The 3034-nt window shown below is 35.2% G+C and carries 2 protein-coding genes; both read right to left on the reverse strand.

Annotated features, from left to right (window positions below):
• The coding region (locus BOW55_RS20555; protein WP_164975086.1) for a type IX secretion system membrane protein PorP/SprF at window positions 1–649 on the reverse strand (649 nt) is incomplete at its 3' end.
• A gap of 159 nt (window positions 650–808) precedes the next feature.
• On the reverse strand, window positions 809–3034 hold a 2226-nt coding region (locus BOW55_RS20560; protein ID WP_164975087.1), incomplete at its 5' end, for a gliding motility-associated C-terminal domain-containing protein.

Consider the following 3034-nt stretch of genomic DNA (forward strand, 5'->3'; position numbering starts at 1 on the left):
TAAGTACTGCAGGTTTGAATTTGATATATTGTAATTTATCAAGATCAAATACATAACCGGCCATTAAATAATAATTGATTTTGTCTTTGTAAATGGCCACATCATTATCATCATAACGATTGGTTTCGATGAAATTGGGAACCGATAAGCCAATATAAGCTTTATCTGAATGCCAGTAAACACCTGCTCCAATATTTGGTGAAAATTTGTTTCTTAAATCTTGAAATTGTGGATCGCCTTGATCTTCAGGATTTAGTTTGTTAACATCTAAATTGAATAAATTAGCTGTTCCTTTAATTCCAAAAGAGAGTTTAAAATCTGGTGAAGTTTGGATTGAATATGATAAATCAGCAGAGATATTGTTCTCATTTGTTGGACCTATTTTATCATTTACCAGCGAGAGTCCTATACCCAAATTACTATTGTTTATTGGTGTGTTGATAGAGAAACTGCTGGTTTCTGGTGCTCCGTCTAATCCAACCCATTGGGTACGGTACAGACCAAAAACACTTAGAGCTCCGCGAGATCCCGCATAAGCAGGATTTATATTTATCGCATTGTACATATACTGTGTATACTGTGCATCCTGCTGTGCATAACCTGTTAAGGCTATAGACATAATGACGAAGAAAAATAATTTTGTTCTCATAGTAGATGTGTATTATTTAGTTATTACCTACTAACTTTTTAACTCTGTAAAAAGGTTCAAAAAGTTGGTATGAATCTTTATTCAAAAATAAGTATTTTTTTTACAAATTATTATTTAATGCGCTATATATTAATTGTTTATATAGCGCATTTTTTTGTTTTATTTTGAAAGATACAGGTATCCGTCTTTCTTATTATTTTGAACTTCATTATTTCCATTCAATGATTTGTAGTTCAAAATGTAGAAGTACGTTCCAGTTGGTAATCCATCTGATTGTTTGACAGTTGTTCTACCTCTAGATGTTCCATCAAATGCATTGGTTTCATTATTGTAATTTGTAGTTTCAAATACCAATATTCCCCAACGATTATAGATTTCTACAGTGTTTCCTGGATAACAGGTCAAATCATCAATACTATCAATTACGAAAACATCATTTTTTCCATCTCCATTAGGAGAGAAAGCATTATGTACAACTATATTTCCACATGGCAGTACTTTACAATCGTCGTTAATTTCCATGTTAAGGGCAATTGTTCTAGGACATTTATCGTCTTTTATTCTATATTCGAATATGTAAGTGCCAAGTGCTAAACCTAACGCGTTAAGCGTACTTCCTTGTAAGGCATTGGTGTTATTTGTGTCTACCCAAGTTCCTGTTGTTGGTGTGCCCTCTGGCAGTAAATTAGCTAAGTTTAATAATGTTGAATCATCATTACAAGCTTGGCTGGCGATATTAGTTACACCATTTGGCAGAACTATTATTGTTACTGTTGCTGTATCACAATTTTCAGAACTTAGTTTGTCGCAAATACGATAGCTGTAAGTGTACGTTCCAGCTGGAGTTAAACTTGACACATTTACATTTCCTAATGCATCAAATGTTATATTAGGATCTGTTTTTACATTGTTATTACTTCCAGTCAATAATGTAAAGGTTACAAGTTCTAGATTGGCTCTAGTTATACCTTTAAAATCATTACTTAAAACATTTCCAACTAATCCAAAAGTGTTACATCCAATGTTACTGTAAGTATCATCGACAGCGTCAACTGGTGTTGGCGGTGCAGGATCGATAACAGTTATAGTTACAATCGCAGTATCGCAATTTCCATTGTCAGCATTTTCACAAATTTGATACGTTAATGTATAAGTTCCGCCTGTTGTACCCACTTTTACATCTATAGATCCGTTAGGATTTAGTGTTAGTGCTCCAGTTGGATCTGTTGTTACAGTTGTAAGTGTAACATCTGCTGGATTAATTGCATTACCATTCAAGGTGTCATTTGTGTATACATTGACAACATTTGTGGCTCCTGTACCTCCAGAAATTGGGCCTCCATTATCATCATTAGCAACAATTGCAAATGTTGGTCTGGCAGTACAGAACGGTTCAGATGGAGGATAATTTACAGTTATTGTTTCACTAGGATTAAGAGATACTGTAATGTTCGCAGTTGGGCGTAATCCTTCAAAACCATCAGCAGCTTGAATCCATTGGTTGTTTTGGAATATCCATCCAGGCCAGTCAGTACCTTTTCCGTTTGCATCAACTGTAGCTCCAGGCCATAAAACACGACCGCTTAGTGGTAAGTCAGTCATTGTAGTTACCACTTTGTTTGTGGCATCTGCCCAAGTTATTGATACACCATTTGCAGGAGTAAAGTTAACTGGAGTTACTGTGTAATCAAGGTATGGAACATCGTTTACACAAATTGGTGATGCAGTGACAGTCATTACTGGTGCTTCAATAGTTACTGTTACTGTTGCAGTATCGCAATTTGAAGTCGCATCGGCTTCACAAATTTGGTATACCAATGTAAGTGTACCTACTGGTGCATTCGGTAAAACATCTACAGAGCCATCTGAATTTAATTGTAAAAACTCATTTGGTGTTACGGTAGTTATTATTACATCAGAAGCAGTTACGACCACGCCTTCAAGTGTATCATTTGGTAAAACATTCAAGACATTTTTTGTAATATGATTAACACCTGCAATTGGACCGGCACTATCATCATTGGCAACTATATCTTTAAATTCTTTACAATTTACACCAAAGTCAGCATCTAAATGAACTAAGTCTTCAGGAGTAACATTTACAATTATACCACTTTGGCTGGTAGTTTGACATACCGTATGCATTTGCAGTTTGGCAGGTTTTGATGTTGCTTTTTTATCTGTTGAACTTGAGCTTGGAAGAACTTTTACAAGTCCAGTCTCTCCTAAAGCTGCAGCGACAGCATCTAAATTTGCTTCTCTAACTAGTTTGATGTTATATTCTCCATATGGATTTGCTTGCTCTGGTCTATCTCTCCAGAATCCTTGAATTCCAATGATTACTTCAGAATGGTATCCATTTGGACCATCAATTATAATATTTGC

The organism is Flavobacterium sp. YO12, assembly GCF_004119495.1.
GTDB lineage: Bacteria > Bacteroidota > Bacteroidia > Flavobacteriales > Flavobacteriaceae > Flavobacterium.